The 26,536-nt window shown below is 36.7% G+C and carries 18 protein-coding genes and 1 tRNA gene; 14 read left to right on the forward strand and 5 right to left on the reverse strand.

Annotated features, from left to right (window positions below; translation table 11 throughout):
• The first annotated feature begins 1 nt into the window (after position 1).
• From HCN53_RS07545 to HCN53_RS07560, 4 genes are all read left to right on the forward strand, one after another.
• Positions 2 to 685, forward strand: coding sequence for an SDR family NAD(P)-dependent oxidoreductase (locus HCN53_RS07545; protein ID WP_105018079.1), 684 nt, complete (start codon positions 2 to 4; stop codon positions 683 to 685).
• A 230-nt stretch (positions 686 to 915) separates the two neighbouring features.
• Positions 916 to 5,262 carry a DNA polymerase III subunit alpha gene (gene dnaE, locus HCN53_RS07550; protein ID WP_167342587.1) on the forward strand — a complete coding sequence of 1,449 codons (4,347 nt, stop codon included), beginning with the start codon at positions 916 to 918 and terminating at the stop codon, positions 5,260 to 5,262.
• Between the two features lie 108 nt (positions 5,263 to 5,370).
• Positions 5,371 to 5,688 (forward strand): thioredoxin, encoded by a 318-nt coding sequence (trxA, locus tag HCN53_RS07555; protein ID WP_042279663.1) that lies wholly within the window; start codon positions 5,371 to 5,373, stop codon positions 5,686 to 5,688.
• Positions 5,689 to 5,862: 174 nt separating this feature from the next.
• On the forward strand, positions 5,863 to 6,792 hold the full coding sequence (locus tag HCN53_RS07560) for a DUF58 domain-containing protein (RefSeq protein ID WP_167342588.1): 930 nt from the start codon (positions 5,863 to 5,865) through the stop codon (positions 6,790 to 6,792).
• Positions 6,793 to 6,895: 103 nt separating this feature from the next.
• On the opposite strand, the gene HCN53_RS07565 is transcribed toward HCN53_RS07560, so the two are convergent.
• The 5 genes from HCN53_RS07565 to porU all read right to left on the reverse strand — a co-directional run bounded on the left by HCN53_RS07565 (position 6,896) and on the right by porU (position 15,216).
• A complete protein-coding gene (locus HCN53_RS07565; protein ID WP_167342589.1) occupies positions 6,896 to 8,554 on the reverse strand; it encodes a pyruvate dehydrogenase complex dihydrolipoamide acetyltransferase in 1,659 nt (552 codons plus the stop codon).
• A gap of 2 nt (positions 8,555 to 8,556) precedes the next feature.
• Positions 8,557 to 9,555 (reverse strand): pyruvate dehydrogenase (acetyl-transferring) E1 component subunit alpha, encoded by a 999-nt coding sequence (gene pdhA / locus HCN53_RS07570; protein WP_105018075.1) that lies wholly within the window; start codon positions 9,553 to 9,555, stop codon positions 8,557 to 8,559.
• 149 nt (positions 9,556 to 9,704) lie between these two features.
• Positions 9,705 to 10,190 (reverse strand): cytidine deaminase, encoded by a 486-nt coding sequence (gene cdd, locus HCN53_RS07575; protein WP_060523808.1) that lies wholly within the window; start codon positions 10,188 to 10,190, stop codon positions 9,705 to 9,707.
• On the reverse strand, positions 10,191 to 11,366 hold the full coding sequence (gene porV, locus HCN53_RS07580) for a type IX secretion system outer membrane channel protein PorV (protein WP_060523806.1): 1,176 nt from the start codon (positions 11,364 to 11,366) through the stop codon (positions 10,191 to 10,193). It lies immediately after the preceding gene.
• A gap of 43 nt (positions 11,367 to 11,409) precedes the next feature.
• Positions 11,410 to 15,216 (reverse strand): type IX secretion system sortase PorU, encoded by a 3,807-nt coding sequence (gene porU / locus HCN53_RS07585; protein ID WP_206063918.1) that lies wholly within the window; start codon positions 15,214 to 15,216, stop codon positions 11,410 to 11,412.
• Between the two features lie 240 nt (positions 15,217 to 15,456).
• On the opposite strand from porU, the gene gldJ reads away from it, so the two are divergent.
• The 10 genes from gldJ to HCN53_RS07635 all read left to right on the forward strand — a co-directional run bounded on the left by gldJ (position 15,457) and on the right by HCN53_RS07635 (position 26,518).
• Entirely contained in the window at positions 15,457 to 17,151 is a 1,695-nt protein-coding gene (gldJ, locus tag HCN53_RS07590; protein WP_167342591.1) for a gliding motility lipoprotein GldJ, read from the forward strand.
• A 68-nt stretch (positions 17,152 to 17,219) separates the two neighbouring features.
• The gene (locus HCN53_RS07595) at positions 17,220 to 18,482 is read left to right on the forward strand and encodes a UDP-N-acetylmuramoyl-tripeptide--D-alanyl-D-alanine ligase (RefSeq protein WP_317168752.1); all 1,263 of its coding nucleotides are present in this window, start codon (positions 17,220 to 17,222) and stop codon (positions 18,480 to 18,482) included.
• Positions 18,483 to 18,536: 54 nt separating this feature from the next.
• Positions 18,537 to 18,609: transfer RNA gene (locus HCN53_RS07600), tRNA-Phe, on the forward strand.
• A gap of 182 nt (positions 18,610 to 18,791) precedes the next feature.
• Positions 18,792 to 19,523, forward strand: a complete 732-nt coding sequence (locus HCN53_RS07605) for a type III pantothenate kinase (RefSeq protein WP_167342592.1) — start codon at positions 18,792 to 18,794, stop codon at positions 19,521 to 19,523.
• Positions 19,516 to 20,772, forward strand: coding sequence for a hypothetical protein (locus HCN53_RS07610; protein WP_240919332.1), 1,257 nt, complete (start codon positions 19,516 to 19,518; stop codon positions 20,770 to 20,772). The genes HCN53_RS07605 and HCN53_RS07610 overlap by 8 nt, the downstream gene beginning before the upstream one ends.
• Before the next feature lie 19 nt (positions 20,773 to 20,791).
• Complete coding sequence (locus HCN53_RS07615) at positions 20,792 to 22,147, forward strand: hypothetical protein (RefSeq protein ID WP_042279647.1); 1,356 nt, start codon at positions 20,792 to 20,794, stop codon at positions 22,145 to 22,147.
• The gene (lptC, locus tag HCN53_RS07620; protein WP_167342593.1) at positions 22,147 to 22,731 is read left to right on the forward strand and encodes an LPS export ABC transporter periplasmic protein LptC; all 585 of its coding nucleotides are present in this window, start codon (positions 22,147 to 22,149) and stop codon (positions 22,729 to 22,731) included. Before HCN53_RS07615 ends, lptC begins: the two co-directional genes overlap by 1 nt.
• Before the next feature lie 2 nt (positions 22,732 to 22,733).
• On the forward strand, positions 22,734 to 22,925 hold the full coding sequence (locus tag HCN53_RS07625; RefSeq protein ID WP_082586934.1) for a hypothetical protein: 192 nt from the start codon (positions 22,734 to 22,736) through the stop codon (positions 22,923 to 22,925).
• A gap of 2 nt (positions 22,926 to 22,927) precedes the next feature.
• Positions 22,928 to 24,199: a hemolysin family protein gene (locus HCN53_RS07630; protein ID WP_042279643.1), complete on the forward strand. Its 1,272-nt coding sequence runs from the start codon at positions 22,928 to 22,930 to the stop codon at positions 24,197 to 24,199.
• Between the two features lie 207 nt (positions 24,200 to 24,406).
• Positions 24,407 to 26,518 carry a peptidylprolyl isomerase gene (locus HCN53_RS07635; RefSeq protein ID WP_167342594.1) on the forward strand — a complete coding sequence of 704 codons (2,112 nt, stop codon included), beginning with the start codon at positions 24,407 to 24,409 and terminating at the stop codon, positions 26,516 to 26,518.
• The last annotated feature ends 18 nt before the right edge of the window (positions 26,519 to 26,536 follow it).

Consider the following 26,536-nt stretch of genomic DNA (forward strand, 5'->3'; position numbering starts at 1 on the left):
AATGAGTAAAAGAGTAATTATAACGGGCGCCAGTCGTGGGATTGGGTTTGAACTAGTAAGACAATTTTCAAACGCTGGACATGAAGTTATAGCGCTTTCGCGAAAGCTAGATTCCTTAGAAGCAATGGAACGTAATACAGTTCTAGCGATATCAACAGATCTTACTTCTACAGGTAGTATAGAGGATACAGCTAAAACCATTAAAAATAAATGGGATCATGTTGATATAGTGATTCATAATGCAGGAATGCTAGTAAACAAACCTTTTGATCAGCTTACTAATACTGATTTTCAAAATTGCTATGCTGTCAATGTATTTGGAGTTGCCGCACTTACGCAATCCTTATTGCCAATTTTAAGTAAGGATAGTCATGTAATTGCAATAAGTTCGATGGGTGGCATTCAAGGTAGTGCAAAATTTCCTGGTCTTGCAGCATACAGCAGCGCCAAAGCTGCCGTAATCACACTATTCGAATTACTAGCTGAAGAATATAAAGAAAACGGTCCCTCGTTTAACACACTTGCTCTAGGTGCGGTACAAACCGAAATGCTCGAAGAAGCTTTTCCTGGCTACAAAGCACCCTTACAGCCTGATGACATGGCCGCCTATATCATGAACTTTGCACTCACAGGTAATCAATTTTACAATGGTAAGGTACTTCAAGTAAGTAGTAGCACACCTTAAATCAAGCATTTGTTTTATTACTGATAATTGGGTCATTTCGATTAAATACATAACCCCTTATTTCATTCAAAACTGTTCATAACTATATTTTAAAAAACAGTACTTCTCTCCTATCTTTAAAAACTGCTTTTTTATATAACAAGTGTTGATTATCGATCAGATAGTCAGGTCTTTAATATAAAAGAGTTAACGCATTTTTACGCCACACAATTACCCTAGGAGAAGGATTTATGTACTTAATTTTTGATACTGAAACTACCGGTTTACCCAAACGATGGGACGCACCTATAACCGATACAGATAACTGGCCACGTGTAGTTCAAATTGCATGGCAGTTACATGATGAAATGGGTAATCTTATTGAACATGAAGATTATTTGATCAAACCTGATGGATTTGACATCCCATATGATTCAGAACGTATACATGGAATATCGACACAACTAGCCCAAGAGCAAGGAATAGCGCTCGAGGAAATGCTAGAAAAATTCAATATTGCCCTATCAAAAACAAAATTTGTGGTAGGTCAAAACTTGAATTTTGACTTAATGGTTACTGGATCAGAGTTTGTGCGAGCACAAATAGGCAATCAGCTTCAAGAAATTCCAGTTCTAGATACCTGTACAGAACATACCGCACAGTTATGTCAAATTCCAGGTGGACGTGGAGGAAAGTTTAAACTTCCTACACTTACCGAATTGCATGAATTTTTATTTGGAGAACCATTTAGTGAAGCACACAATGCAACTGCCGATGTTGAGGCAACAACACGATGCTTCCTTGAACTGGTTAGAAAACAACAGTACACAAGAGAACAACTAGATGTTGAAGAGGATTATTTCCTTAGATTCAAACAAAGCAACCCATCTACTATCGCTCCTGTAGGATTAAAACATGTTAATCTACAAAAAGCAAGTGCTGTGCTTAAAAAGGATGAGGAACCTGTAGTATCCAATCAAGAAATAAAAGAAAATTTAGCTGAATTAAGTGATGCGCCCTTTGTTCATTTACACAATCACAGTCAATTTTCTATTCTACAATCAACAGCTAGTGTAAAAGACCTCGCTGAAGCTGCAGCAGCCAATAACATGACCGCTGTTGCAATGACCGATCATGCAAACATGATGGGTGCATTTCATTTTGTGAGAGCCATTCAAGCAGTAAATAAAACACTTGCAGATGGTGAAGAGGAACGTGAGCCGCTTAAGGCTATAATAGGTTGTGAATTTCAGGTTTGTGAAAACATGACTGACAAGTCTATTAAAGACAATGGATATCAAATCGTTATTCTTGCCAAGAATAAAAAGGGTTACCATAACCTTGCAAAACTTGCTAGTAAAGCTTTTACTGATGGGTTTTACTACGTACCGCGTATCGATAAAGAATTATTGCTTCAGTACAAGGAAGACCTAATCGTGCTTACCGGTAACCTATACGGTGAGGTCCCTTCAAAAATTTTGAATATTGGTGAAAAGCAGGCTGAAGAAGCTCTGCTTTGGTGGAAACAAAACTTTGGCGATGATCTTTATATTGAGATTATGAGGCATGGTCAAGAGGATGAAACTAGAGCAAATCAAGTTTTAATTGCGCTTTCGCGAAAGCATGATATCAAAATAGTTGCAACCAATAATACGTACTACATCCACAAAGAAGATGCAAACGCTCACGATATCTTACTATGTGTAAGAGATGGAGAAAAACAATCTACACCTATAGGACGTGGACGTGGTTACAGGTATGGTTTACCAAATGATCAATACTATTTTAAAAGCTCTGAAGAAATGAAAGAGCTTTTTAAAGACCTGCCAGATGCTATTCTTAATATCAAGGAAGTAATTGACAAAATTGAACCCTTTGAACTTGCTCGTGATGTATTATTACCTGCATTTGATATACCTGAACGATTTATAGATCCCGATGATGCTACTAAGGGAACCAAAAATGGTGAGAACGCCTACTTAAGATTTCTTACCTATGAAGGAGCCAAAGAACGTTATGGAGAAGAATTAACTGACGACATCAAAGAACGATTAGATTTTGAACTTGATGTTATTGCCAAAACTGGTTACCCAGGTTACTTTCTTATTGTTTGGGATTTTATTAAAGCAGCAAGAGATATGGGCGTTGCCGTTGGGCCTGGACGTGGTAGTGCTGCAGGTAGTGCTGTTGCCTATTGTTTAAAAATTACCAATGTTGATCCCATACATTATGATTTACTTTTTGAGCGTTTCCTAAATCCAGATCGTGTATCAATGCCAGATATTGATATTGATTTTGATGATGAAAATCGATATAAAGTAATGGACTATGTTATTGAGAAATATGGTTCCAATCAAGTAGCCCAAATCATCACTTACGGTACGATGGCTGCAAAATCATCTATACGAGACACGGCTAGAGCACTGGATCTCCCGTTAATGGATGCTGATAGAGTAGCAAAGCTAATTCCTGATTTTGCCAAGCTTAAAAAAATGTTTGCTCTCGAGGAAAAAGAAATAGGCTCTAAATTTAGAGGAGAAGATGCTGACAATGTAAGGGAATTGTTACAGTTATCAGAAGGAAATGACCTTACTGCAGACACTATACAAAAAGCTAGAATTCTAGAAGGTTCAGTACGTAATACAGGTGTTCATGCTTGTGGTGTCATAATTACTCCCGACGATCTAACCAATTTTGTCCCTGTAGCAACAGCAAAAAACTCGGATCTATACGTTACTCAATTTGATAACGAGGTAGTAGAAAGCGCTGGTTTGTTAAAAATGGACTTCCTAGGGCTTAAAACCTTATCCCAAATAAAAGATACGGTTGCCATTATAAAGGAGCGACATGGAATTGAAATTGATATTGAGGCCATACCACTAGACGATCCTAAGACCTACGAATTATTTCAACGTGGAGAAACCACAGGTATCTTTCAATATGAAAGTGTAGGAATGCAAAAATATATGAGAGAATTGAAGCCTACTCAATTCCCTGATCTTATTGCAATGAACGCCCTTTATCGACCAGGTCCTTTGGAGTATATTCCAGAATTTATTGCTCGTAAACACGGTGATAAAGAAATTGTTTATGACTTAGAAGCGTGTGAGGAATACCTAGCAGAAACCTATGGAATTACAGTTTATCAAGAGCAGGTGATGCTCCTGTCACAAAAACTAGCTAATTTCTCAAAAGGTGATGCCGATGTCCTGCGTAAAGCAATGGGTAAAAAGCAAATGGCTACATTGATGAAGATGAAGCCTAAATTTCTTGATGCTGGAGAAAAAAATGGACACGATAGAGAAGTTCTAGAAAAGATATGGAAAGATTGGGAAGCATTTGCCTCTTACGCATTTAATAAATCGCATTCTACCTGCTATGCCTGGATTGCTTATCAAACAGCTTACCTCAAAGCCAATTATCCAGCAGAATTTATGGCAGCAACGCTATCCAATAATATGAATAATATTAAGGATGTGACTAAGTTTATGGATGAGTGTAGGCGTATGGGGCTGGACGTTTTGGGACCCGATGTTAATGAATCTAATTACAAGTTTACCGTGAATAAGGAAGGTGCTGTACGATTTGGTATGGGTGCGGTAAAAGGATTAGGTCATGGCGCTGTAATGACAATTATAGAAAACCGAAAGGACGGACCCTACAAAAGTATCTTTGATTTAGGTAAACGCATAGACTTGAGAGCTGCTAACAAAAAATCATTTGAAGCACTAGCTCTAAGCGGAGGTTTTGACAGCCTAGGTGGAGAAAATAGAGCATTATACTTTCATGCAGCAGACAATGGTCAAACATTTCTTGAGCAAGTAATCAAGTATGCTCAAAAGTACCAAGAAAATGAAAACAGCGCTCAAATGAGCATATTTGGCGAGGCAAGCGAGGTACAAATACCAGAGCCTATGTTGCCCGTGTGCGAAAGTTGGGGCACCATGGAAAAACTTAAAAGAGAAAAAGAAGTAGTAGGTATTTACATTTCTGGACATCCACTTGATGATTATAAAAAAGAGATGCAATTTTTTTGCAACTCAAATTTAAATGCAATGAAAGTGTTACCTGAATTGGTAGGTAAAGAACTCACCTTTGCTGGTGTAATTTCTAGCGTAAGTCACATGATGAGTAAACAAAATAAACCATGGGGAATGTTTACCCTAGAGGATTATGATGAATCTCATGAATTTAGAATGTTTGGAGAAGAATATTTAAAATTCAGGCACTTCCTTATACCTAACACATTTGTTCATTGTAAAGTCACTGTACAACAAGGATGGATTGATAAAAAAACGGGAAAGCCTCGCGATCCTAGGTTAAGTTTTATTCAAATGCAGCAACTGCAAGATGTGATGCAGCACGCAGCAAAAAATTTAACTTTAGAATTTAGCTTAAATGAGGTGTTAGAATCTAAGATTCAAACCTTGAAGGAAGTATTAGATAAACACACAGGAGAACAATTCTTGTATATTAATATTAGAGATCATGAAGAAAAAATTGCATTAGACATGACCTCGAGAATGCAAAAGGTAAGCGTGAATTCAGAATTATTAGACATGCTAGATAATCTAGATATCACGTACAAGGTTGGTTAATTGGCAGCTTATTATTTAAGTAGATACTAGTATAAGCAACTATAATAAGATAAGATAAATTACGGCCTTACTTTTGCTTAACTTTGTGTGTAATAAAAAATTTAGAAAATGGCACTAGAAATAACAGATGCAAACTTTGAAGAAACAGTATTAAACAGCGATAAGCCAGTAATGGTAGATTTTTGGGCAGCATGGTGTGGCCCATGTCGCATGGTTGGACCTATCATCGATGAGCTATCAAATGAGTATGATGGAAAGGCTGTTGTAGGTAAAATTGATGTTGATGCAAATCAAGAGTTTGCTGCAAAATATGGCGTACGTAATATCCCAACTGTATTAGTTTTTAAAAACGGAGAAATCGTTGATCGCCAGGTAGGTGTTGCACAAAAAAGTGTTTATGCAGAGGCTATAGACAAGCAACTATAAGTAATTATACACTATATAAAAAAGCCCATTCTATGCAAGAATGGGCTTTTTTATTTGCATGAGTTTACTAAAATATTTGTGTTTTAGTTCGCTTTCGCGAAAGCGTAATTTCAAATACATAACCACTTAACCCTTTTTACAGTCTGTTATAAAACGATTGACTATATTCACAATATGAATTTACAGCAAGAACTCAATAAAACTTCAGGATTTAAAAATCTCGCTTTACTTGCTAGTCAAGTAGTAGAAGGATACATAAGCGGTATGCATAAATCTCCTTTTCACGGTTTTAGCGCAGAGTTTGCTGAGCACAAAATTTACAATCCAGGAGAAAGCACAAGACATATCGACTGGAAACTTTATGCCAAAACAGATAAATTATATACCAAACGATTTGATGAGGAAACTAATTTAAGATGTCATTTAATTGTAGATAATAGTCCTAGCATGCATTATCCACTTATCAAAGATTTTTCTCTTACGTCCTTGAATAAAATAGCATATTCCTCTCTAGCCTGTGCTGCAATTATGAACGTACTTAAAAAACAGCGCGATGCTGTAGGATTAAGTATTTATTCAGACAGTTATGAATACTATGCAGCTGAAAAAGGTAGTGATCGTCACCATAACATGCTTTTAGATATGTTAGGAAAAACATGTGTGCAACAACCATCAGGATCGGGAACCGACACTTATAAGTATCTTCACGAAATAGCAGAGAAAATTAAGCGCCGATCGCTCATTTTTTTATTTACCGATATGTTTCAAAGTGACACGCATGAAAATGAACTTTTTGAAGCACTCAGACACCTTAAATACAACAAGCACGATGTTGTACTTTTTCACACCTTTGATAGTACTACCGAGCTAAATTTTGATTTTCCAAATACACCTAGCCGATTTGTAGATGTTGAAACAGGAGACCACATTAACCTTTATGCCGATAATATTAAAGAGGATTACAAAATGGCGATTCAAGAGTATTTTAGTAGACTAAGAGTGCGCTGTGGACAAAACCGAATTAAATACATGCCTGTAGACATCAAACAAAGCTTTGACGTAGTACTTACAACCTTTTTACTCGAAAGGCAATTATTTAAATAAATCTAATTACTAGACATATCTCGAGATAGATAATAGCTGTTACAATAAAAAACGCCAGTTCTAGCAAGAACTGGCGCTCATATAGCTCATCAATAATTAAACGCTATACGTACATAACGATAGGGTTTTCCATGTATTGTTTAAATGTTTGTAAGAATGCAGCTCCCGTTGCACCATCAACTGTACGGTGATCACAAGCTAAAGTGATTTTCATAGTATTACCAACTACAATCTGACCGTTCTTAACCACTGGTTTTTGAACGATAGTACCTACTGACATGATAGCACTGTTAGGCTGATTGATTATAGAAGTAAATTCAGTAATACCAAACATTCCAAGATTTGAAATAGTAAAAGTACTACCTTCCATTTCCTTAGGTTGTAATTTTTTATTACGGGCTTTAACAGCTAGCTCTTTTACTTTTGCACCTATTTGTTGCATACTCATTTGATCTGCAAACGGTAACACTGGAACCAGTAAACCATCATCAACGGCAACAGCGACTCCTACATGAATGTGCTTCGCCTGTATGGTATTTTTATCTGTCCATTGAGTATTCACCTGTGGATGTTTTCTCAACGCCATTGCAGCTGCTTTAATAACCATATCATTAAAACTCACCTTAGTATCTGGCAACTCATTAATTGCCTTTCTACTTGCAATAGCATTATCCATATCTAGTTCAATTCCTAGATAATAGTGTGGTGCTGTAAATTTGGACTGGCTCAAACGTTTTGCGATGGTCTTGCGCATTTGAGAATTTGCCATTTCAACAAATGTCTCTTCTCCAACAGCTTGAAAAGCAGGTTGAGAGGCACCTGTAGAAGTTCCAGGAGTAAAACTTTCTATATCCTTTTTAATGATACGACCATTTTCTCCAGAACCTTGAACCTGCGACAAGTCGATTCCTTTATCCTGAGCCATCTTCTTTGCTAGTGGCGATGCAAAAACACGGCCTGTATTGCTACTAGAAGTTGAGTTACTTGAATTAGAATTAGAAACAGTCTTTGTTTCTTCCTTCTTAGGCTCTTGCTTTTTTGGTTGAGATTTTGGTTCTTCTTTGGCCGGTGCTTCTTTTTTCTCTTCCTTCTTTTTTGAAGAATTAGAAGCCCCATCTAAGGATACATTGGAAACATCTGTCCCTTCAGGACCAATGATAGCTAACAAAGCGTCTACAGCAGCAGTTTCTCCTTCTTGTATACCAATTTTAAGAAGAGTTCCACTATGAAATGACTCAAACTCCATGGTAGCCTTATCTGTTTCAATTTCTGCAAGGATATCACCTTCTTCAACTTGATCACCTTCTTTTTTCAACCAGCTTGCAACTGTACCTTCTTCCATGGTATCACTCAATCGCGGCATAGTAATAATTTCCACTCCATCAGGTAAATCATTCGAATCATCAGTTGAAGATGAAGCTTCATCGCTTTTATCTTCATTTGAATCTTGAGAATTCGAAGTATCTTCGTTTTCTGTATTGGATGAATCGCCAGCGCCATCTAGTAAAGCTTGAATATCCTCACCTTCTTCACCGATTATACATAAAAGTGAATCAACTGGTGCGGTTTCACCTTCTTGAACACCTATGTGTAATAAAGTACCACTTTGAAATGATTCAAATTCCATGGTAGCCTTGTCTGTTTCAATTTCTGCGAGAATATCACCTTCTTCAACTTGATCACCTACTTGCTTAAGCCACGCTGCCACGACACCTTCTTCCATGGTGTCGCTTAATCTAGGCATGTTTACAATTTCTGCCATAATTATAATTTTGCTGGTAAAAATGGATAGTCTTCTTGCTCGTATACTGAATCAAACATCACACTCTTTTCTGGCCAAGGTGACTCTTCGGCAAACTTTTCACATTCTGCAACACGCTCTTTCACGCGCTTGTCCATTGATTTTATTTCATCCTCACTCACACCGTGCTCTTCTATTAAACGATCTTTCACCTGCGTAATAGGATCAATTTTTTGATATTCGGCTACCTCATCTTTCGTACGGTACTTTTGAGCATCACTCATTGAGTGACCACGGTATCGGTATGTTTTTAACTCAAGGAAAGTAGGTCCACCGCCAGATCTTGCTCGCTCAATAGCTTCATGCATCGCTTCAGCTACTTTTTCTGGGTTCATCGCGTCCACTGGTCCACATGGCATTTCATATCCCAACCCTAATTTCCAGATATCAGTATGATTAGCACTGCGCTCTACACTGGTTCCCATGGCATAACCATTGTTTTCTACACAAAAAACAACTGGTAATTTCCAAAGCATCGCTAGGTTAAATGTCTCGTGAAGAGAACCTTGACGTGCTGCACCATCACCAAAAAAAGTAAGTGTTACTGCGTCATGATTGTTGTACTTATCTCCAAAAGCCATTCCAGCTCCTAGAGGGATTTGTCCTCCTACGATACCATGACCTCCAAAGAAATTATGTTCTGGTGAGAATATGTGCATGGATCCACCTAGTCCTTGAGAGGTTCCGGTAGCCTTTCCATACAATTCGGCCATTACTTTTTTGGGATCTACACCTAATCCTATAGGTTGAACGTGGTTACGGTAAGCGGTAATCATACGATCCTTACCTAATTCCATAGCGTGTAAACATCCTGCAAGAATAGCTTCTTGACCGTTGTACAGGTGTAAAAACCCACGTACCTTTTGTTGGATGTAAACTTGTGCAAGTTTGTCCTCAAACTTTCTCCAGAAAAGCATTTCCTCGTACCAGTTGAGTAATACTTCTTTAGTAACTTTTTTCATTTACGTTGTCTTTGTTAGTGCGCTTTCGCGAAAGCGTAATCAAGATTCAACCTTTATTTAAGGCTACTACCTTTTATAAAAGCGAAAACAAAAATAGAGATAAAATGCCTAACCAAAAACCCATAACGACGTTAAAAACATCGCAAACGTTATAGGTAATTTTTATCAAAGCTTAAAGGAAGTAACGATTCCATTGAACTGGCCTTAACTACCTTACCGCCAGTACCCATGAAATATATCTCAATTCCATTTTCTTGACGTTTCTCATATTCACTAATTACTTGTCTACAAGCACCGCATGGTGGTACTGGTTTAAAGAAATCCGAAGACATGGGACCAGCTGTTAAAGCCATTTTTTTAACCGGCACACCGGGATATTGAGAACCTGCATAGAAAAGGGCTACACGCTCTGCACACAAACCACTAGGATAAGCAGCATTTTCTTGATTGTTCCCAGTAACTATTTCATTATTTTCTAATAAAATAGCACAACCTACTGCAAATTCGGAATAAGGAGCATAAGCCCTAGAACGTGCTTTTACAGCGTGTTCCATCAATAAAAAATCCTCAGAAGCTAGCTCCTGAAGATTTTCATAAACCTCTAACGAGGTCGATATATTTAATTTCTTACTCATCTACCACTCATCAAATTCATCTCCAAAATTGAAGGTAAGACCGAATCTTAATGTTCCTTCTAGTGGACTTTGCACGCGACTTGTCGAGAACAAGTAGGACAGGTCAATTCCTATTTCAGAGAATTTAAATCCTGCACCTAGAGCTAAGAATTTACGCGCTCCTTTGTCATCTGCCTCGTTAAAATAACCGGTACGTAATGCAAACGCATCGTTGTATGTATATTCTGCCCCTATTGCCCATGTAAACTCTCTAAGCTCTTCTTCAAAACCACCTGGTGCATCACCAAATGACTGAAACATACCTGTAATGAAAGAAACATCGTCATCTTGTCCAGAAATAATCTCTCTAGGAATACCATCTCCATCAGCATCACCATCTTCTCTAATCGGTGGTGTAGGAACTAATAATTTATTTACTTCGGCCATCACGGATACTTTACTAAAACCATCGTTTAAGATAAAGTCAAATCCACCACCTAAAGCTAAATTTGTTGGGATGAAGTTTTCTTGGCCACCTTGATCGTAGGAAACTTTAGGACCTATATTACTTATATTGAATCCTCCACGCCAGCGACCATTAAAATCTGTGTAAGCTATTTCTTCACTTTGGTAATAACCACTAATATCAACACCAAAACTATTTGCAGCACTAGCATCATTATCTACTCCTTGTATTCTCAAATCAGAACGTAGGTAGCGACCTGTTACTGCCATAGAAAACTGTTCTGACAGCTTAAGTGCATAAGTACCATCAATAATAAATTCATTGGGATTTTCCTCTCTTCCAGGATCATTAGGATCCTGTCTTAGGGTAATTGAACCTAAACTGAAATACCTTAGACTTCCTGAAAAAGCGCTGTATTCATTGAGTCGTTGAGCATATACTAACTGAGCTATTGCTATATCATCAACTAAATTACCTAAATAAGGTGTATAAGCAACACCTAGTTTATGCTCTCTTTCTATGAAAGCATATTTAGCTGGATTCCATTGCTGTGACCAAGCATCTGGACTAGTTGCCACTCCCATATCGCCTAATCCAGCTGCGCGTGGATCACCGGCAATTCTTAAAAATGGTAAAGCTGTTGTGATTACTCGAGTATCGTTCTCTTGTGCGCTTGTTGTGCTAGGTAATGCAAAATAAAACGCAACAAAAACTAGAAAAATTTTTTTCATCAAATACTTTTTGTGAAAGGCAAATATAGCCTATTCCTTCTATTTAAATTAAGACCAGTTTCTCTATTTTACTGGCAGACTGATTAGTTAACGTGGAATTTACCGTAATCTTATAAATATACACCCCTTTTCCTAAACGTTGACCAAAATCATCTCGTCCATCCCATGTTATTTCTCGTGAGGTAAATCCAGATGTTGTAATGGTTTGATTTTTGGTCCAAACTACTTTTCCTGTAACGGTTAAAACTTGAACTTGAACATCCAGAGGTTCAAACGGTCTATTATGATTGAACCAAAATTCTGTATAATTAGTAAAGGGATTAGGGTAATTTAACACTCTAGTAAGCTCAATCCCTTCATTTTCTGACACTAAGAATTGAATTTCTTCACATACAGAATTATTATAAACATCCCAAGCACAAACTTCGAGTGTATGCAATCCTGGCTCTATATCTCGTAAAGGAAAATACACTTGACCGCTTGTAAAACTATCAACATCGGCCTCGTAGTAATCATTTAAGATAAAGGGATTAGCATCATCTCCATCTAACACTGCGGTGATATCATGACCTATCCCACTGCTGGTATTAATTCCACTATCATCACTTAAAAGAGCGAGGAGAAATGGATTAGAATCCGTAACACCACCATTGACAAAGTTTGTGTCATTCATATACAATTGCATTTGTGGTGGCATGTCGTCATTTGCGGCATTTGGATTTATACCACCAATTTGAACATCGAGAGAGTAACCATTTTGATCTTCTAGAATAGTTGACCTTTTTGAATAAAAGGAAACTCTACCAGAACCAACTGGTATTTGAGTATCTCTAGGCAAAATAAACTCAATATCAAAAACACCATTTTCCACCGTCGCTTGACCTCTAAACAAGACTTCTCCTTGTTCCGTAAAAGGGAGAATAATTAAATTTCCAGGGGAAGATTCTATATTATCATTAGCATTTGTAACCCTATCAATCAATTTATCAAATACCGTTACAGAAACAGTACCATTATAGTTATTGATTCGAGCTCCTGCAATGTCCTGAACCTCGCCACTTAGTGTAACCCTATCTAAAGCTCGTAAGGTTGAAGTAGGACCAGAAACCGGCACACCGTTAACTGCGGTAAGAATCACTTGAGGTTTTGGAGAGGCTAGTTTTAACGCTGGATCTCCTACAAAGGCAACAACTCTTGCTCCAGTTAAACTACCAAAGGCAGGATCTACCTTGGCTCTTCTCAACGCCTCTGCCATGCTTACCTGCACCGTATTATTGTAATCATACAAATATTGATCGAGTACCTCGTTCAACCTTGTACCTGCACTAATTAAAATAAGTCTATTTGTCGCAACCGAGGCGATTACGCCACCATTAGGGTTAAGGTATATCACCTCCCCACCACTTTCTCGCAGTGGATTATCAAATCTAGTAAACTCACAAGTCACACTTATGAATAAAGGTAAATTATTAGGATTCCTATAATCCCTAGCAGAATTTTGAGTAATAACAAACTCACGAGCAAGTCCATCTTCATTTCCATGCCCAAAATAATTAACTACCAAAGAACCTCTTTCAAAAGCATCTTCTATATTAGATACAGCTGCAGGATACCTAGGACCACCAGCATTGTTAACCTGAATATAACTATCGAGTAAAATTTTATCAACGTTTAAGTCTGGCCTATTTGTGGCAATTTCAGTCGCTAATTGATTAACGCTTTCTTGTAGAACTCTATCACCTAATTCATCAACATCATCTGCAATTAACGTCACCCTGTTTCTCCAAGGATCAAATGCAGGTTCTTGTTGATAGGAAATTACTTTATCTACCATTTCACGTGCTTCTGTAAGATCACTTACAATCATTCTTCCTACAGCAATATCAGGCAATCCTCCATTTACACCAACATTACCTTCATTATCGTCCATTAAAACAAAAAAATCATCTAGCGCATAGCTGGTGATTAACGACACACTGGACTCACTCAAATAAATGGGAACAATATTATCTCTAACACTTATTCTATCCTTATAATCATAACTCGCATCACCAAAAAGATTTACAAATTGTAATCTATTTGCTGGTGACGATGCATTATCATAAACATACTTGATGAAATTTCTTATAGCAGAAATATCCTGCATTCCATTAGAAAACTCATCATAAATCGCCTGAAGAGTAACTACCTTGGTATTTAAATTATTCTCTAGGATATGGAAGTTAGCTAATCTATCTGCCTGAGATTTTAAAAACTGCGGAGTAATAATTAAGTAATCTATATCTTTAAAAGTACCTGCATTGTCTAAAAAAACTGTTCCTTTAAGGTTACTATTTTGTACTCTAGACTCATTCATTCTAATAACCGGGAAATAATCCCCATCCTCAACAGCAACAAATTGACGTGGTGATCCTAATGAAGATTTAAAAGAAAAAGTTGATTGATTATTTGAATTGACAATTCTAGTGGTGTTAAATGGATCTGTAATATCCCAGATTTCGTTTATACTAGCCGCATTGGATATCTGATATTCTCCAATACCGGTGTTGGTTGAAGCGTCAGTGTTTTGAAAAACGAACTGTTCACCAGTACCTTGCAATAAAGTAGGTACATTTAACCTTATATAATTTAAAAACCCACGAGCTCCTGGATTGCCACCATTATCAAAAGATAAATCTATAGTAGCTGTTCCACTCGTCGGATTAAAATTTGAATTAAAAGTAGCGGTTCTTCCAGCAAAAATATTTGACCGCTGACCACCAATAACTAAGCCCGTTAAATTACTCGTCCCAATTACAGAATTGTTATAAGAAATCTCAAACGAAACAGGAGTATCAGATATAGATGCTGTTTTGACAACAACCCTGGCATCTCTAGCCGTATTTACATTATCCAGGTCAAATTCGAAGCTTTGATCTGGTTCAAATGAAAATCTCTCACCATACCATGTCCTACCTAAAGCTGCGATATTGCGTTCATCCACTTCATGGTGATAAATCTTATCATAATCTGTATAAGTTACAGTAACATTCCCGGTAGGCTGTATAGCACTTAAAATCCTTTTTCCAGGATTACCTTGAGCTGTGATGTAATAAATAGACTCGTCGGAGTATGGATTGATAAAACTATCATTTTCCTCAACATATTCGGTATCACTCGCTGTAGCATAAAATAAAATTTCATCACCCGAATCAAAACTTCCATCAGATTCACCAATTACTCTTATAGGAATCTCCGCAGGATCGTAATATAAATTTTCATTGTTAGCTAGTGGCAATGACCTTCCGCCCTGACCGTAAATTTTTAATCTAGATGGATCTATACTATTAACATCCATACCCAAACTAGATAAAAAACCTCTAGTAATTCTGTGAACACCTGTATTATTAACCTGAAACTTAAACCATTCCCCAGATGCTAATAAGGAATTACCATAGGTAGTATTTTTAGGCAATAAAGCAGCCGTTCTTTCTCTATAGGAAATTTGAAAACCTGTTACTTTGTAATAATTTGAACCTTCCTTTAAAATTACTGGAACTTTTAGTGTGGTATAATTACGCTTTCGCGAAAGCGAAGTTTCTAAAAAAACTTCAAATTGAGAAGGAAGCGTCAACGTCCTTAAAAAACCAACATTAGAATCGGGAATGACCGTTTTTTGTACAGAAACCACCTGTGCTGATCCTGGTTGAGCAAGCGGGATATCTATATAATTTTTGTGAAACACTAACCCGGTTTCAATTAAAGAGCAGTTATCTCCACAATATGGCATGACAATATCCTCGCCATTAATAGAATAAGTATAATTATCAATCCAAGTTAGTTGTTCATCGATATTTTGAGCTTTGGGCACAAAAAAACTTAGAATTAGTAAAATTAAAGAAAAGTGCTTCATCCGAATTTTAACGATAATGCGAGTTACATATTATTTACTTTGACCAACAATTTTTAAGATATCCATAAAATAAAAACAACTGGACGACGTTATTTAGGCTTTAACGACAAAAGTAACGCGATTTATTTCAATAATTCCTTTTGAATTAATATGAAGTTGTTATATTGCGGGACTATTTTCAAAAAGTATTCTTAAAAAATGAGAAAGTATTTTGCGGTTAAAGCGTTGTTCACAGCAGTAATAGCAGCCCTATTAGTAAGCTGTGGTGGTGGCGGTAATGAATACACTACAACATCCAGAGGAACAGGCTGGGACGTTACAGGTAAAAACGGTGGTTTTGAACTTAATACTAAATACAAGGAGCAGGCAACTGGACCTGGTTTAGTCTTTATTGAAGGAGGAACCTTTACCATGGGACGTGTGAAAGATGATCCAATGCACGACTGGAACAACACACCAAATCAACAACATGTTCAATCCTTCTACATTGATGAGACTGAAGTTACCAATGGTATGTATCTTGAGATGCTTGATTGGGTTAAAACTGTATTCCCACCAGAGGATGAGGAATACCGTAAAATATATGACGGTGTTGTGCCAGACACATTAGTATGGAGAAATCGTTTAGGGTACAACGAAGAAATGACTAAAAACTACCTGCGCCATCCAGCATACCAAAACTATCCTGTAGTTGGAGTATCATGGGTACAAGCAGTAGAATATGCTGACTGGAGAACCGATCGTGTTAATGAATTAATATTAAATCAAGAAGGCCACACCGCAAAAGATGCCTTGGCTAATCAAGAAGCTGGGTCTACTTTCAATACTGAAACCTACTTAAACGCACCTACTCTAACTTATGGAGGAGATGATGAAAAATTAAGAGGTGGTAAGCGCTCTCAATCATTAGAAAAAAAGAAAACAGCAAAGGCTGCTAAAGCTGGTGATGGAACTGGAGAAGCTAGTGGTTTATATGTAACAAGAAAAGATGGAATCATTTTACCAGCATATCGTCTACCTACAGAAGCAGAATGGGAATACGCCGCTCTAGCTAACGTAGGAAACAGAGAATACAATGCTATTCGTGGTAGAAAAAAATATCCTTGGGATGGTCAATATACACGTAGTGGAAAACGCACAACGCGTGGTGATCATTTAGCTAACTTTAAACAAGGCGACGGAGATTACGGTGGAGTTGCTGGATGGAGTGATGACGGAGCAGACATTACAGCACCGGTTAAATTTTACAGCCCTAATGACTTTGGAGTGTATGAAATGGCAGGTAATGTGTCGGAATGGGTTGCAGACGTTTATCGTCCTATAGTTGATGATGAATTTAACGATTTCAACTACTACAGAGGTAACCAATACACGAAAAACAAAATTGGACCAGACGGAATGATTGCTGTTGTATCAACTGACTCTATTCCTTATGACACATTGAGCAATGGAAAGACGATTGCAAGAGCACTTCCTGGTCAAATACAGCAACAACCAGTTGATGAAAATGAAACTTATTTAAGAACTAATTTTGATCGTAGTGACAATCGTGATTTCCGTGATGGAGACGCTCAATCTACTAAATACTTTGATAGTAAAGATGCCTTGAGAGATGCGAATAAGCGAATGTACAACTCACCACAGCACTCTGTAGAGGCTGATTCAATTGGAAAACTAGATCGCCAATATGATTCTTCAAACAGTAGAACTACCTTGATTAACAATCAAGTACGAGTTTACAAAGGTGGATCTTGGAGAGATAGAGCTTACTGGCTAGATCCAGCAACAAGAAGATTCTATCCACAAGATATGGCTAGTGACGACATCGGATTCCGTTGTGCTATGTCACGTGTTGGTTCTAAAGCTAAAAAGACTAAGAGAGCTAGAAACTAAATAGCACTTTACATAAATCTTTAAAGACCGCTTTTTAAGCGGTCTTTTTTTGTTTCTATATTTACATTATGATTGAAGAACTCTATAAAATATTCCTAGAAAGCACAGGAATAAGTACAGACACTAGAACAATTGAAGAAGGAAATTTGTTCTTTGCATTGTCTGGAGAAAATTTTGATGGAAACACCTATGCAACTAAAGCAATAGAATTAGGAGCCAAACACGCCATAGTAAGCGATAAAGCCATCGATGGTTCCTCTTTTACAGTAGTTGATGACGTTCTAAAAACGCTGCAAGATTTAGCAAGACATCATCGACAGCAGCTTAAATTTCCTATTATCGGCTTAACAGGAAGTAATGGTAAAACAACCACTAAGGAACTTATTTTATCAGTTTTAAAGCAAGAATTCAAAGTAAAAGGAACAGAAGAAAATCTAAACAATCACATAGGAGTACCACTTACTTTGTTGAGCTTTTCTAACAACCTACAAGCAGGAGTGGTAGAAATGGGTGCAAATCATCAAAAGGAAATTTCGTTTTTATGTGATATTGCACAACCAGATTATGGGTTAATCACTAATTACGGCAAAGCACATTTAGAAGGATTTGGCGGCATCGAAGGTGTTAAAAAGGGTAAATCAGAACTATACGATTACTTAAGAAGTGAAAGTAAAACAGCAATAATTGGTCGATGGGATCCAGAACAAATAAGCCGAAGCACAGGTATAAACTCGATATTAACACCAGAAAACACAAGCTTGTATAAAACAGAACCTTTCATTCAATTTACCATAGATAATCAACTTATAAAAAGCCAACTCACAGGAACTTACAATTATAAGAACGCGGTATTTGCCTACACGATAGGAAAAGAGTTAGGAGTTTCACCAGAAAAGATTGTTAGAGGAATAGAATCATACCAACCATCCAATAACCGGTCTCAAGTAATTAAGATTGACAATACCAAAATTATACTTGATGCCTACAACGCAAATCCCTCTAGCATGATGGTAGCCATAGACAACTTAATTAATCAAAAGGCTGATAGACGAATTGCCATTTTGGGAGACATGTTTGAATTAGGAAAATACTCAGAAGTAGAACACAATAAAATTGCTCAATACGCAGCGGACAGTGCTATCGACGAGGTTATTTTAATAGGGTCTAATTTCTCTAAAGTAAACATTGAAAATATTCACACCTTTACAGATTATGATGGATTCATACAAAGTGCTCATTTAATTGAAACCAATCAATCGACTATTTTAATTAAAGGATCGAGAGGAATGGCTCTCGAAAGATTAATTGAAGATTTATTCAAAAAAAATTAAAAAACACTTTGCACATTGAATTAATTAATTAAATTTGCACCCGCTATACAGCATGGTACCTTAGCTCAGTTGGTAGAGCAAAGGACTGAAAATCCTTGTGTCCCTGGTTCGATTCCTGGAGGTACCACTTAAATCCCGAGTTTACTCGGGATTTTTTGTTTTAATAATCTTTGGATTGATTTAAATAATAATCGTTTTCTTACATTTCTTATAACTCGTTTATTTACTTAATTAATAACAGTTATATAACAATTACTAAGCTCCTGCTTCTCTTATATTTGCGTCAGTTTTTAAACCATAATCTCTTCTATGTTTATAGTAGATGCAGGTAACACCTCTATTAAAACAGCTGTAATAAAAGATGGCAGCTTTATCCATATCCATAGATCAAGTCATGAAGAATTCCTTCATGATTTCATGCAACTATCTGAATTATACAGTGATTTAAAAGAAATTGCATTTTGTAACGTCGGTTTTAAAGACAACATCATCGTTAATAAACTAAAACAAGCCTTTAAAGTTTTTGAAATTAACAATAAGATTAAGCTACCCTTTGAAAATAATTACCAAAGTTCTACACTTGGTAATGACAGAATCGCACTAGTAACTGGAGCTTTAACCTTAATTAACAAAGATCAAACAGCACTAATAATTGACCTAGGAACCTGTATCACATATGACTATGTCAATATCAAAAGACAATACTTAGGAGGCGCCATAAGTCCAGGTGTTAGACTAAGATACCAATCACTACATAATTATACTGCAAAACTCCCGTTATTACTGCAAAAGGTGCCAGAACACTTCGTGGGAAATTCAACAGAAAACAGCATTCATAGCGGTGTAGTAAATGGAGTTTCAAGAGAGTTAGATGGAGTTATAAATCAATACCAAGAAATGGATGAAAATTTACAAGTTTTCCTAACAGGTGGCGATGCTAGGTTGTTGGAGAAACAACTAAAAAGCCGTTTCTTTGCCCAGCCTGATTTAATGCTCAAAGGCATTTATCAATTATACATCTATAACAACACTTATGATTAGAAGTATCATCTTCGTGATTACAGTATTAAGCATCAATTGTGCGCTAGGTCAATCTCGTACTTCATCGCCATATTCATTTTTTGGATTAGGCCAACAAACCTTTAAAGGAACAATTGAAAACCGAAGCATGGGTGGACTACGCACTCACTTGGACAGTATTCATACTACCTTGAACAACCCAGCCACCTATGGTAAAATAAAACTAATTAACTATGGCGTAGGTTTATTACACACCGAGACGTGGGCATCAACAGAAAGTGAAAATGACACTTATGATTCTACTTCTTTAGAATACTTAAATGTAAGTATACCTCTAGGCAACAATGCAAAAACAGGAATAGGATTTGGATTAGTTCCTTTTAAATCCGTTGGATATACCATCGGAGACCTAACTGATACGGAGTATTACAACTTCACAGGTGAAGGAAGTATTACCAGAGCTTACTTTGGAGTTGGACATGAGCTTACAAAGAATTTAAGTATTGGTGCAGAGTTAAGGTATAATTTTGGTCAAGAAACAAACAGCTCAAGTGTACTTACAAATCAAGTCCAGTTTGGCTCTAATGAGACAAACGAAACTGACTTTAGTGGATTAAGCTACAATCTAGCCATACACTATGAAAAAAACATTGGCGATGAACACAGCCTACAGGCAAGCATTGTTTACAGTCCAGAGAGCAAATTAGTAGCAAAAAGCACGTCGGTGCTTGCTAATTTTTCATTTACCCCAGGAACAGGAGAAAGTTTATTTAACGCTCGTGATCCACAGGAAAATGAGGAAGACCTTACACTTCCTTCTGAATTAACTGTAGGATTGAATTATGGGAAATTACGCAGTTGGATGATTGGTGGAGAGTTTTCTATGCGAGGTGAGAGCAGCTTATCTAATCGCAGCTTCAGCCCAAATAACAGTTCATTCAAAGATGCCATCTCCTTAAGAGCAGGTGGTTATTACATACCAAACTTCAATAGTTTAACAAGTTACTGGCAACGTGTTACTTATAGATTTGGAGCTCGTTTTGAAGAAACAGGTCTTGTTCTTAATAATGAGGACATCAACGAGTTTGGCATATCTTTTGGAATGGGTTTACCTATAGGAGGCAATCGCTCTTTTTCAAATGCAAATATTGGACTTGAATTAGGACAGAGAGGAACAGAAAATGCCGGTCTTATAAAAGAAACATTTGCCAGCTTATCAATTAGTTTATCGTTAAACGATCGTTGGTTTATTAAAAGAAAGTACAATTAAGATTAGAACAATAAAAATTATGAAACTTAAAAACACCATTTTATTCAGCTTAGTTGTTTTGGGATTCGCTTTCGCGAAAGCGCAATCAGGAGACTGCAACACGATGCTTAGCATCTATGCCGAAAACGCTAAAGCAAAAAATTATGATGAAGCATACAAGCAATTAGGTCAGCTAGTACAGAACTGTCCAGATGCCAGCCCTGCTATTTATCAATACGGTGAAAGAATATACGAGCACAGATTGAAGAAAAAAATAGGTGATCAAAACGAGAACGTTAAAGGTTTAATGAACATGCTTGAAACTCAAATTAACAAGTATGCCGATAAAATTAACGTTACTAAGAAAAAAGTTGAACTAGGTCGAGTAATGTACAAGTACAAACAAGGTACTCAGTCTGATCAATTTAACTATTTAAATGAAACCTTTACAAGTGGAAAGGAAGACTTTACAGATCCTAATGGATTGATAACCTATTTCAAACTTGCTGAAAAGGAATATAAGGCAAACGCTCTTAACCTTGAAGACCTTTTTAATGTTTACGATGCACTAACAGAACATTTAGACAATGTTTCTAATGAGAGAAGTAAGATAGTATCTGAACTATTAGACAAGGAAGCAGAAGGAACAATTACAGAGGACGAAAAGAAAAACATAGAAAATCAAGAAAAAAACTTGAAAAACTATGGTATCGTAATGAAAAGTGTAAATGGTACTATTGGAAGTCTTGCAGACTGTGATAACTTAATCCCACTTTACTCAAAAGATTTTGATGCAAACAAATCAAACATGTCTTGGTTAAAGAATGTACTTGGAAGGTTACAAAAGAAAGATTGTACAGAAAGTGATTTATATGTAAATTCTGTAAAAGCTTTACACGAGTTACAACCTAGTGCAATGACTGCATATGGTTTAGGTAACATCGCAAAAACTAATGCTGAAAAACTGAAGTACTGGGATGAAGCTCTTTCACTAGGGATCGACCAGAAATATGTAGCAAATATTCACTACAAAAAAGCTGAACTTTTAAGAAAGCAAGGTTCTTTTGGTAAAGCAAAAAGAGAATATATTCTTGCTAATCAAGCAAAACCATCATTTGGATTACCATTCTTAAGAATCGCAGGTATGGTAGCGCAAAGTACAAACAGCTGTGGTAACACTCCTTTTGAAAAAAGAGCTGTTAACTGGATTGCAGCAAGATATGCAAACAAAGCAGCTAGTGTAGACCCTACTTTAAGATCTACTGCTGCCAAAGCAGCAGCTAGTTACAACGGTGTTGCTCCTAGCAATCAAGATATATTCTTAGCTGGTATGGCAGGTAAGAGAATCACCTTCAGCTGTTGGGTAGGTGAATCAGTAACCGTACCTACTCCTTAATGAGTATAAAACGAAACATATATTTTAAAGCAATCACGACAATTGTCGTGATTGCTTTTTTGGTTTCTTGTGAGGATAATCTCAAACAGGTGCGTAAAATGGAAACTAGCACCAACTCGCCTATAGGTGAGGTAACAAACATGGTCATTAAACATACAGACAGTACTCGATTAAAATTGAGCATTGCTGGTCCCGTTGCCTATGATTATTCAAATGACGCCTTTCCCTTTACAGAATTCCCAAATGGTGTAGAGGTTAAAGTGTATGAGTATACTAACAACCAGCAACAGGTTACTACCATAACCGCAAACAAGGCCTATCTTTACGACATAACTGATATGATTGATATGCAAGGCGATGTCACGATAATCACTCATGACGGTAATACCTTTAATGGTGACCAGTTATACTGGGATCAAAAAAATAAATGGGTTTTTACTCACGAGCCTTGGGAAACAAGACTAGTAAAAAACAGTGATGCGTCTAATTTAGGGAACACATCGGCGACCATGCTAGATGCTAGTGAAGATCTTAAAAAAGTAAATGCACGTAATCCTAACGACACGTTCATATCAAATCAATAATTATGAAAAAACTACTTAAATATTCCGTTTACATCTATTTAATCTTTGCTATCGTTTGTTTAATAACAGCAATTACAGAATGGAATGTAGAACGCAGCCGTGCCTACCTCATGCTTTTTATGGCAGCGGTAGCCCTATTTATGTTTTTCTTCCGCAGGCGATTTATTCGTAGATTTGACGATCGCAATAAGTAAATATGATCAGCTCTATAGTGCTCATAGTAAGCATGCTCCTTCTCAGTGCTTTTTTCTCTGGAATGGAGATCGCTTATGTATCGTCCAACAAAATCCATATTGAACTTGAAAAACGTCAAGAGGATTTTTTAGGACGAGTATTACGCAATCTAACCGCACAGCCTTCTAAGTTTATAATCACTATGCTTATAGGCAATAGCATTGCCCTAGTAGTATATAGTATGCTAACTGGTGATTTAATTCTTGATCAAATTGCTCAATGGTATCCTGCTCTATCAACAGGGTTTCAAGGTTTGTTGCTACAAACTGTGATATCGACTATAGTAATCCTATTAACAGCTGAATTTTTACCCAAAGTATTTTTTCAAATTTACAGCAACGAGCTACTCAAATTCTTTTGTGTACCAGCCTATTTGTTTTATTTGATTTTCTGGCCTATTTCATGGTTTTGCATACAAATTTCAGACTTTTTTTTAAAAACCTTTTTTAAGTCAAATGGCGATCAATTACAACTTTCCTTCTCAAAAATTGAGCTAGGGAATTACATTACTGAGCAAATGGAAAGCGCTCAAGAACAAGAAGAAGTAGATTCTGAAATACAGATATTTCAAAACGCATTAGATTTTGGAGATCTAAAGGCCCGTGAAGTTATGGTACCTCGTACCGAAATGATTGCCGTCCACAAGGACACCAGTATCAAAGAACTCAACAAAAAATTTGTTTCTACCGGACTTTCTAAAGTATTAATCCACGAGGACACTATTGATAATATCACAGGATACGTTCACAGCTTTGACCTCTTTAAATCACCAGATTCCATTGACCAAGTGTTACGTAAAGTTGTCAACGTCCCAGAAACTATGCTGGCAAAGGACGTACTCAACACGTTGATTAAAAGACATAAAAGTATTGCGATCGTTATAGATGAGTATGGTGGAACAAGTGGATTGATAACAGTAGAAGATATTGTAGAAGAACTATTTGGTGAAATTGAAGACGAGCACGATACCGATTCATTAATAGACACACAACTTACCGAAAACTCCTTTAAACTAAGTGCTAGATTAGAGGTAGATCAAGTTAATGAAAACTACAAATTAGATTTACCAGAAAGTGAGCAGTACGAGACTATTGGTGGACTTATAGTTAACACCACAGAAGGAATACCGGAAGAAGGAGATCATGTAACCATAGATCATTTCACTTTTACCATTTTGGAAAAATCAGATAATAAAATTGATTTGGTTCATCTAGAAGTAGGCGATTCAGAATAGCAGAAAAACTAGTCAACTACTGCTAACATTTTAGTTAAAAAACTTTATTTTAGTAATTACGCTTTCGCGAAAGCGCACCTAACAACCTCACCATAAAACAATACTTTAATAGTTTGTATTAAAAACGACTGAGATAGCATACGTTTTCTATTTCATAATTTCAGGGAAAACCTTATTTTCGCCCTCATTACAAAAAGTTAAAGAACAATGGCGATATTACAACAGATCAGAAGCCGTGGCGTGATCTTAATATTAGTAATAGCACTGGCATTATTTGCCTTTATCGTGCAAGGAGCACTTACTTCAAGTGATCAAAAACAAGAAACATCAATCGGATATGTGGGCGATGTTGAAATCAATCAAACAGATTTTGCACAAAAAGTAGAAAACATATCTCGTAATATGGGACCTAGTGGATCTACTGTACAAGCTGTCAATAGCGTGTGGAATTCTGAAGTGCGCAATGCCGTACTATCAGAACAAATGGAAGCAGCTGGTATTCAGGTAACCGATGCACAAGTAAGAGATCAAGTGCGTTCTTTCTATGAAAGCAATCCACAGTTTCAAAACGCTGATGGAACATTCAACGAAGGAGCTTTCAAAACTTATGAAGAAAGCTTTTTACAAAATGATCCACAAACTTGGAAAAACTACTTAAACGATGTACGATCAAATTTAAGGCAAGAGAAATTCTTTGAATTACTTAAGTCAGGATTTGTAGGTACAAATGCAGAGGCTAGAATGGATTATTTAATGGAAAATGAACAGCGTAGTTTTAACTATGTCCAAATTCCATACACAACTATCGCAGATAGCACAGTAGAAGTTTCAAAATCTGAGATTGAATCATACATAGCATCTCACTCTAAAGAGTTTCAAACAGAAGCACAAAGAGATCTTCAAATGGTCTTGTTTGCTGATGTAGCAAGCGATAGCGATAAGGAAGCTATAAAAAATGATTTAGCTAAACGTTTAAGAGCAGACTCAGTTTACAATAGTTCTAACGACAGTTTTACTAAAATCCCTGCATTCAACAATGCAAAGGATGTACAACAATACGTTAATCAGTATAGTGAACAAAGTTATTCTAGCGACTACCTGCTAGAAAGCCGTTTACCTACTGCTGTAAAACCAATTATATCACAAGAATTAGGCACTACTTTTGGTCCTTATGAAGATCGTGATATGATGAAGGTTTCTCTATTAGAAGACAAAAAATCTGTAATGGATAGCGTGCAAAACCGTCACATACTAGTTGCTTATCAAGGTGCTCAAAGAGCTGCTGCAAATATCACAAGATCCAAAGAAGAAGCAAAAGCTGTTGCTGACAGTATCTTTAACTTAATAGGTCAAAACAAAGGACGTTTTGATTCAAAATTTGAATATTTTGAAGAAAATACAAATATCGCTAAAGCTGAGGATATAGGATGGGTAACCTACTCAGGTAACGCAAGAAACTTTGCAGAAGGTTTCAGAAATTTCCTTTATGACAATGACAAAGGAACTATTGGAATAGCAGAGTCTAGTTTTGGATACCACATCATCCGTATTGACGATACAGCAGCACCTGTAGATCTTTATAAAATTGCTAGTATCTCAAAAGCTGTTAAGCCTTCTAAAGCTACTACAAAAGCAATGAGAAAAGAAGCTATTAAGTTTCAACAAGCAGCAGTATCTGGTGACTTTACTGAAACTGCAAAAGAATTTAAAAAGACTACTACTCCAGTAACCAGTATCAAGCCTATGGATGAAACGTTACCATTGATTCAAAAGAATCGTGAAGTTGTTCGTTGGGCATTCAATCAAGAAACAGAGGTTGGAGATATGGAGAAATTTGACACTCCACAAGGAGTTGTAATTGTTAAAGTAACGCGTGCAAGTGAAGCAGGAAACATGTCTAGTGAAGAAGCAAGCGCTACGGTTACTCCTATACTACGTAATAAGAAGAAAGCAGAAATGATAATGGCTAAAATATCAAACAACGATATTAATGCTATTGCTAAGGCTCAAGGTCAATCAGTACGTAGTGCAGCCTCAATCAATCGTAAAAATCCTACTATCCCAGGAGCTGGTCAGGAACCAGTTGTTGTAGGTACAGCGTTTGGTCTTTCAAAAGGTACTACTTCATCACCTATAGCAGGTGAAAAAGGAGTATATGTAATTAACCTTACTGGTATTTCAGAAGCTCCAGAATTAGAAAACTTCACATCACAGGCCAAATTATTAGCTGATACAAATGCTAATCAAGCTAGCTCAAAATTAGTTGAAGCACTTAAGAAAAATGTAAACATAGTTGACAATAGAAAGAATTTCTATTAGACTTTTTACCCTTATTCA

It is taken from the genome of Nonlabens sp. SY33080 (assembly GCF_011784885.1).
Lineage (GTDB): Bacteria > Bacteroidota > Bacteroidia > Flavobacteriales > Flavobacteriaceae > Nonlabens > Nonlabens tegetincola.

Coding starts and splice junctions, on each gene's coding strand:
- pdhA (WP_105018075.1), bottom strand. CDS start 9,555: ATGAAAAAAGTTACTAAAGAAGTATTACTCAACTGGTACGAGGAAATG.
- HCN53_RS07545 (WP_105018079.1), top strand. CDS start 2: ATGAGTAAAAGAGTAATTATAACGGGCGCCAGTCGTGGGATTGGGTTT.
- porV (WP_060523806.1), bottom strand. CDS start 11,366: ATGAAAAAAATTTTTCTAGTTTTTGTTGCGTTTTATTTTGCATTACCT.
- HCN53_RS07605 (WP_167342592.1), top strand. CDS start 18,792: ATGTTTATAGTAGATGCAGGTAACACCTCTATTAAAACAGCTGTAATA.
- HCN53_RS07565 (WP_167342589.1), bottom strand. CDS start 8,554: ATGGCAGAAATTGTAAACATGCCTAGATTAAGCGACACCATGGAAGAA.
- HCN53_RS07560 (WP_167342588.1), top strand. CDS start 5,863: ATGAATTTACAGCAAGAACTCAATAAAACTTCAGGATTTAAAAATCTC.
- lptC (WP_167342593.1), top strand. CDS start 22,147: ATGAGTATAAAACGAAACATATATTTTAAAGCAATCACGACAATTGTC.
- HCN53_RS07615 (WP_042279647.1), top strand. CDS start 20,792: ATGAAACTTAAAAACACCATTTTATTCAGCTTAGTTGTTTTGGGATTC.
- HCN53_RS07630 (WP_042279643.1), top strand. CDS start 22,928: ATGATCAGCTCTATAGTGCTCATAGTAAGCATGCTCCTTCTCAGTGCT.
- HCN53_RS07625 (WP_082586934.1), top strand. CDS start 22,734: ATGAAAAAACTACTTAAATATTCCGTTTACATCTATTTAATCTTTGCT.
- cdd (WP_060523808.1), bottom strand. CDS start 10,190: ATGAGTAAGAAATTAAATATATCGACCTCGTTAGAGGTTTATGAAAAT.
- HCN53_RS07635 (WP_167342594.1), top strand. CDS start 24,407: ATGGCGATATTACAACAGATCAGAAGCCGTGGCGTGATCTTAATATTA.
- trxA (WP_042279663.1), top strand. CDS start 5,371: ATGGCACTAGAAATAACAGATGCAAACTTTGAAGAAACAGTATTAAAC.
- dnaE (WP_167342587.1), top strand. CDS start 916: ATGTACTTAATTTTTGATACTGAAACTACCGGTTTACCCAAACGATGG.
- HCN53_RS07595 (WP_317168752.1), top strand. CDS start 17,220: ATGATTGAAGAACTCTATAAAATATTCCTAGAAAGCACAGGAATAAGT.
- gldJ (WP_167342591.1), top strand. CDS start 15,457: ATGAGAAAGTATTTTGCGGTTAAAGCGTTGTTCACAGCAGTAATAGCA.
- HCN53_RS07610 (WP_240919332.1), top strand. CDS start 19,516: ATGATTAGAAGTATCATCTTCGTGATTACAGTATTAAGCATCAATTGT.